Origin of the sequence: Rhizobium sp. NPDC092011 (assembly GCF_044756305.1) — a bacterium.
Taxonomy (GTDB): Bacteria; Pseudomonadota; Alphaproteobacteria; order Rhizobiales; family Rhizobiaceae; genus Rhizobium.
On record NZ_JBIVSO010000029.1, the window covers coordinates 24,403 to 30,711 of the forward strand.

Below are 6,309 nucleotides of genomic sequence, written 5' to 3' on the forward strand. Positions count from 1 at the left end.
ACCGGAAAGTGAACTCAGGCGGGACGTTCTTCGCCGGCGTTCGGACGCCAGGTGATGAGCTTCCTTTCGACGACATCGAGGATCAGGTCGATGATCAGAACGAAGACCGCGAGAATGATGATGCCTGCAAAAACACCGACGGCATCAAAGTTGCCTTCCGAGCGGGCGATGAGGTAGCCGAGACCCGCAGATGCGCCGAGATATTCGCCGATGATCGCGCCGACAACGGCAAAGCCAACGGAGGTGCGCAGCGACGACAGAATCCAGGTTGCCGCAGCCGGGAAATAGACGTGGCGAAGCAGGTCGGAACGCTTGGCGCCAAGGATGCGGGTGTTGGACAGGATGACCGGATTGACTTCGCGGACGCCCTGCATCGCGTTGAAGAAGGTGACGAAGAAGACCAGCGTGACCGCCAGTGCCACCTTCGACCAGAGGCCAAGCCCCAGCCAGAGAACGAAGATCGGTGCAAGTACAACGCGCGGGATTGCGTTCACGGCCTTGATGAAAGGATCAAGAACTCTGGCGACGAACGGGCTGAGGCCAAGCCAGACGCCCGCAGCCACGCCGAGACCAGTTCCGATCAGGTAGCCAAGGACGGTCTCGCCAAGCGTGATGCCGACATGTTTATAGAAACCGTGATCACTGATCCAGGTCGTCACTTGTTTGACGATGTCCAATGGCGCCGGAAAAAAGAAGCGATCGATCACCCCGGACGAAACCCCGAGTTGCCAGCCGCCGAGGATGACCGCCAGAAGCGCCACCTGGATGAGACGAATGTTAATGGCCTGCATAGCTTTTCTCCACTTCGCCGCGCAGCGACGCCCAGATATCGCGATAAAGGGTCATGAATTTCGGGTCGAGCTTGATTTCGGCGACATCGCGCGGCCGTTCGAGATCGACGCCGAAGGTCTCGATTACCCGGCTCCTTGGGCCGGCGGCAAGAACCGCGACACGGTCACCGAGTGCAATCGCCTCCTCGAGATCATGCGTGATCATGACCACGGCGCGGCGGTCTTCCTGCCATAGCTTGAGAAGCTCGTTCTGCATGAGATGGCGGGTGTGAATGTCCAGCGCCGAAAACGGTTCGTCCATGAGGATGACCTTGGGCTCGGTGATCAAGGCCTGCGCCATCTGCACGCGTTTGCGCTGCCCACCGGAAAGTTGGTGGGGAAAGCGGGTTTCAAACCCTTTGAGACCGACCTTTTCAAGCCATCCCATCACCTTTTCGCGCCGTTCGCCCGCGGACACGCCACGAAACCGCAGCCCAAGCTCGACGTTCTCATAAGCCATCTTCCAGGGAAGGAGCGCGTCCTGTTGAAAGAGATAGCCGATATTGTTCTGCACGCCCTTGACTGCGGCGCCGTCGATCGAGACCTCGCCTACCGAAGGCTTCAGAAGGCCGGCGATGGCGTTGAGGATGGTGGACTTGCCGCAGCCAGTCGGTCCGACGATGGAGAGAAATTCTCCGTCGCCGACCGTCAGGTTGACGTTTTCGACGGCCACGAACGATCCGAACGCCATGGTGACGCCACTGATGGAAACCATGGGTGTCGGGTTTGATTGGGGCACGGCCTGAATTTTCCTTGCTGTCACTGACATTGGAGGCCTCTTAGTTGGCGGCGCGCTGGGCTGCGGCCTCTACGAACTTGTTCGTGTAGGTGGCATTGAGATTGATCGTCGCCCTGTGAACGCTCTCGTTGAAGCTCTTGAGAACGGCGAGCGGCGTCTTGGTATCTTGCGCGACGAACAGGCCGTCCTGCGAGAAGATCGCCTTGGCGTTCTCGACTGCCTTGATGTAGGTCGCCTTGTCGCCGGAGACGAAATCGTCAGGGAGTTGCCCGACGATTTCGGCCGCCGTATGGGTCTTCATCCAATGCAGCGCCTTCACCGTGGCGTTGGTGACCTTCTGAATTACCTCCGGATGGGCCTCGATATAGGCCTGGTTGGCATAGAGAACCGAGGTCGGATAGATACCGCCATACACGGCCTTGGCGCCCTCGTCGCTGCGAGCGTCGATCAGGATCTTGCCAATGCCGCGCTCGACGACGATCGTTGCGGCCGGATCGTAGTTGACAAGAAGGTCGACCTTGCCCTGCTGCAAGGCTGCCACTGCAGCCGCGCCGGAGCCGACGCCGATGATTGAAATGTCGTTTTCAGTTAAGCCATGTTGCTGAAGATAGTAACGAATGAAGAAATCGGACGATGAGCCCGGCGCGGTGATGCCGATGCTCTTTCCCTTGATCGTTGCCGGCTTGACCGGATCGAAATCGGTGTCGTTCTTCCCAACGAGGACCAGCCCCGAATTGCGGGCCAGCTGAACGAAGCCGACGACATGCTTACCCTGCGACTGCATCTGTATCGTGTGATCATAAAAGCCAACGGCAACGTCGGTCGAGCCCGCGACAAGAGCCTGCAGGACCTTGGAGCCCCCTTGAGCGAAATTCTCTGTGGTCACCTCCAGCCCCTCTTCCTTGTAGAAGCCAAGGCTTTCGGCAACGGGGAACGGCAGGTTGTTGAGATTATAGGAGCCGACGCTCATCCGAACCGGTTCGGCATGAGCGACGCCGGCAAGCACCATGATGGCGGTTGCCGAGAGCAGACAATTGCGCATGGAAATTCCTCCCTGACTATATCCGGTCCTCACCGGATCGATTGCTAATGATCTAGGCCGCGTGTTCGACAAACCCGGCGGGCTTGGCAAACGCATAGCCTTCGAAAAGACGACGCGCTGTTCGCACGAGACCGGCGATGGTCACGCCGCCGCGCGTCTCCAATTCGACGTCGAGACGGCCGCTCGGATGTTCAAGTCGCACGGTCGTCGGAAGAGATGTGCGGCCTACAAGATCGGCGGCAATCGTCCCCGGCGTAACAACCGCAGTTGCTATGCCGACCGCACCTGTCGTCGCAAGAGCAGGATGGCAATCATTCGGCATGAAATAGCGAACCGCAAGCGTGCCGCCCTTCTGCGGTGGCGCAATCAGAACCGGCTTGGGAATAACCTTATCGGACACATCACCCATGCCCATGATCTTGCCGGCCTGGATACGGATCGCCGACATGCGCGCAATCAGCTCGATATTTCTGGACAGTGTGGCGGCGTCTTCATATCCGGTTACACCGAAATCGCCAGCGCTCATCAGCACCATGGGTATGGCGCAATCGATGATCGTCACCCTCAGACCGTCAATGACATCCGATGCATTGCCGCTTGGGAGCAGCTTGCCGGTCTTGGCGCCCGCGGCGTCGAGAAAGGTGAGTGCGATCGGCGCGGCAAGCCCTGGTACACCGTCGATCGAAGCATCGCCGAGATAAATCACCTCGCCGTTGCGGGTCGGCACTTTCGCCTCGATCACCTTGCCGGTGTTGACATTATGGATACGCACGAGCGTTTCCGTCTCTCGGGCTTTTACCAAGCTCGCTTCGATCGAGAAAGGCCCGACGGCGGCCAGCATATTTCCGCAATTCGGCGAGTAGTCGACGATCTGCCGGTCGGTCCGCACCTGAGCGAACAGATAGTCGACATCGGCGCCGGCAACGCTTGGCGGACCGATAATCGCTACCTTTGAGGTAACGGGATTTCCTCCCCCTATGCCATCGATTTGCAGCGGATGCCCCGATCCCATGATTGACAGCAAGGCTGCGTCGCGGCTGGCGGTGTCCGACGGCAGATCCGCGCTTAGAAAAAATGGACCGCGAGACGTTCCGCCACGCATCAAGACGCAAGGAATTCGCACCAGATCGTTCATAACAGGCCTTCCAAGTTGCGTACAGTGGATCAATCCACCGGCTTGTTGCAATATGAGCAAGAGCGGCTTATTTGTGAAATGCAATTTTCGGAGGGTTTATTTCATTATGAGCATCAATTGCGAGATTTTAGACCTTCGTGCATTCCAGGCTGTGGTCGAGCTGGAAAGCTTTCATCGCGCCGCGGAAGCCTTGCACATCTCGCAACCGGCTTTGACGCGCCGCATCCAGAAACTGGAACAATCGATCGGCGCGCCCTTGCTCGACAGGACCACCCGCCATGTGGCGCCGACGGCCACTGGTCAAGAGATGATCCCTCTCGTCCGGCGCATGCTGGAGGAGTTCGACGGCTCGCTCTTTGCCATCAAGGACAGTGGATCACAGCGTCGCGGACTGATAACCATGGCCTGCGTACCGACCGCCGCCTTCTATTTCTTGCCGACAGTTATTCGCACCTTTGGCCGTGACTATCCTCACATAAGGCTGAGGATCCGGGATCTGACCGCCAACGAGGGACTACAAGCGGTGGCTCGAGGAGAAGTCGAGTTCGGTATCAACTTGATGGGCAATTCCGATCCGGAGCTATCGTTCGAGCCGTTGATCGATGATCCATTTGTGTTGGCCATGCGCAAAGATCATCCGCTTGCGGCCTTTGACGAAATCCACTGGAACCAGCTCGAGGGCCACCCGCTTGTTGTGGTCGATCGCTCCAGCGGCAACCGTACACTTCTTGACGCGGCGCTCGCTCGGGCGAACCTCAGGCTCAACTGGTTTTATGAGGTGACCCATCTGAATACCTCGTTGGGACTAGTCGAGGCAGGATTGGGAATTTCCGTGCTTCCAAGGCTGGCAACGCCGCAAGAGGAACATCCGTTTCTCGTCACCCGCCCGATCGTCAATCCTGTCGTTACCCGGACGATCGGCATCGTCAGACGCAGGAGTGCCACCCTTTCCCCCGCAGCCGACCGTTTCATCGATATGCTTTTGACGACTTGGAAACGGCCGGGACGACCAATTGCTGCGAACTAATCGTGTCGTTGCCATGCGTGAAACAGCATCCAAGATACAGCCGCGTGGTGACACTTGCTTTCGATGTCGTGGATCGCAGCTTCTCTGGTCCGTTTCGAAGACGACCGCTGCGACTTCCTTCAAATCTCCGCGCGCGGATGCAGCGGATCATCGGGGTGATCGTGGCGTTCAGCCATTGACGAAGGCGTTGGTGCATCTGTGGACGCCCCTTAGAATGCAAGACAAATTTTGACTTTATGGAGTGTGGTTGAGCACTGTCATCTGTCCGGCCTCTTTGTTGGCAGTTTAGATGCCAGGGCCAATATGGGAGTTCGTGGACCAGATCCACATCACGGATGCGTGCTTGAGCACGATGCACCAAACTGGTTCTTCTGATCCCGTCTCATCAACCGTTACGCCATATTATCCTTGGTCTGTCCTACACCCACGACGGCTCTGACGGTGAACGGCTACTGTGTCACCACCGGAGCTTTGTAAATTTCACCCGTTGCCATCAGAGCCCAGACAATCCGGGCCATCTTGTTGGCGAGGGCTACGACAACCAGCATACGTGGTTTGCACGCAATCATGCGCGCCAGCCACGATCCTTTTGCCGCGCCCTTACGCGCCGCATGCATCACTACGGTACTCGCTCCGATAATGAGCAAGCGCCGCAAGGTTCGCTCCCCCATCTTCGACGTGGCTCCCAGCTTCTGTTTGCCACCGGTCGATTTTTGTAATGGCGTCAGCCCAACCCAGGCGGCAAAATCACGCCCCTTGGTGAAGGTGGCAGGATCGGGGGCAAGAGCCATCAGCGCGATCGCTGTAATTGGTCCAATGCCGGGAACGCCCATAAGCCGGCGTGCCGCTTCATCCTCTTTGGCACGACGTGCAATTTCAGCATCGAGTTGCCGGACACGCTCATCAAGCGCTCTCAATGTCTCGACCAGGATCGCGAACAAGGCATGCGCGGCTTGCGGCAGCCCGCTTGTTGGATCATCGACGACCGCGACAAGCCTGGCGACGTGCGAGGGCCCCTGAGAAACGATCCATCCATATTCGGCAAGTTGGCCCCGCAGCGCATTGATGAGCTGGGTGCGTTGGCGGACCAGTAAATCCCGGGCACGAAACACGGCTGCGCTGGCTTGCTGTTCCTCACTCTTTACCGCAACGAAGCGCATCGTCGGACGCTGCGCCGCTTCGCAGATAGCTTCCGCATCTGCAGCGTCATTCTTTTGCCGTTTGACAAAGGGCTTGACGTATTGTGGCGCAATCAGGCGGACTTTGTGGCCCAGGTTGCCGATCTCACGCGCCCAATAATGCGCGCCGCCACACGCTTCGATAGCGACAATACATGGCGATTGCCTGGCGAAAAACTCAAGGAGCCTGTTCCGGCGAAGCTGTTTGCGCAAAACAACCGCGCCAGATGCATCAGCCCCGTGCACCTGAAAAACTGTCTTCGTATAGCGCGGCAATCAGGATGAGACGCTTGCGACAATCTGGATGAGATTCTTAGGTCGCGGTCGGGATCAAGTTATCATGCTGATTGCCGCTGAC

6 protein-coding genes are annotated in these 6,309 nt (G+C 58.0%); 1 reads left to right on the forward strand and 5 read right to left on the reverse strand.

Annotated features, from left to right (window positions below):
* Positions 1-14: 14 nt before the first annotated feature.
* The 4 genes from ACIQJ2_RS37235 to ACIQJ2_RS37250 all read right to left on the reverse strand — a co-directional run bounded on the left by ACIQJ2_RS37235 (position 15) and on the right by ACIQJ2_RS37250 (position 3,746).
* A complete protein-coding gene (locus tag ACIQJ2_RS37235) occupies positions 15-791 on the reverse strand; it encodes an ABC transporter permease (RefSeq protein WP_400677931.1) in 777 nt (258 codons plus the stop codon).
* Positions 778-1,545 carry an ABC transporter ATP-binding protein gene (locus ACIQJ2_RS37240; RefSeq protein WP_400677943.1) on the reverse strand — a complete coding sequence of 256 codons (768 nt, stop codon included), beginning with the start codon at positions 1,543-1,545 and terminating at the stop codon, positions 778-780. The genes ACIQJ2_RS37235 and ACIQJ2_RS37240 overlap by 14 nt, the downstream gene beginning before the upstream one ends.
* Before the next feature lie 64 nt (positions 1,546-1,609).
* Positions 1,610-2,611 carry an ABC transporter substrate-binding protein gene (locus ACIQJ2_RS37245; RefSeq protein WP_400677933.1) on the reverse strand — a complete coding sequence of 334 codons (1,002 nt, stop codon included), beginning with the start codon at positions 2,609-2,611 and terminating at the stop codon, positions 1,610-1,612.
* A 52-nt stretch (positions 2,612-2,663) separates the two neighbouring features.
* The gene (locus tag ACIQJ2_RS37250) at positions 2,664-3,746 is read right to left on the reverse strand and encodes a 4-oxalomesaconate tautomerase (protein WP_400677934.1); all 1,083 of its coding nucleotides are present in this window, start codon (positions 3,744-3,746) and stop codon (positions 2,664-2,666) included.
* 106 nt (positions 3,747-3,852) lie between these two features.
* Between ACIQJ2_RS37250 and ACIQJ2_RS37255 the strand changes: the two genes are divergently transcribed.
* The gene (locus ACIQJ2_RS37255) at positions 3,853-4,773 is read left to right on the forward strand and encodes a LysR family transcriptional regulator (protein WP_400677936.1); all 921 of its coding nucleotides are present in this window, start codon (positions 3,853-3,855) and stop codon (positions 4,771-4,773) included.
* Positions 4,774-5,222: 449 nt separating this feature from the next.
* Here ACIQJ2_RS37255 and ACIQJ2_RS37260 read toward each other — a convergent pair whose 3' ends face one another.
* Entirely contained in the window at positions 5,223-6,227 is a 1,005-nt protein-coding gene (locus ACIQJ2_RS37260; protein ID WP_400677938.1) for an IS110 family transposase, read from the reverse strand.
* Between the last annotated feature and the right edge of the window lie 82 nt (positions 6,228-6,309).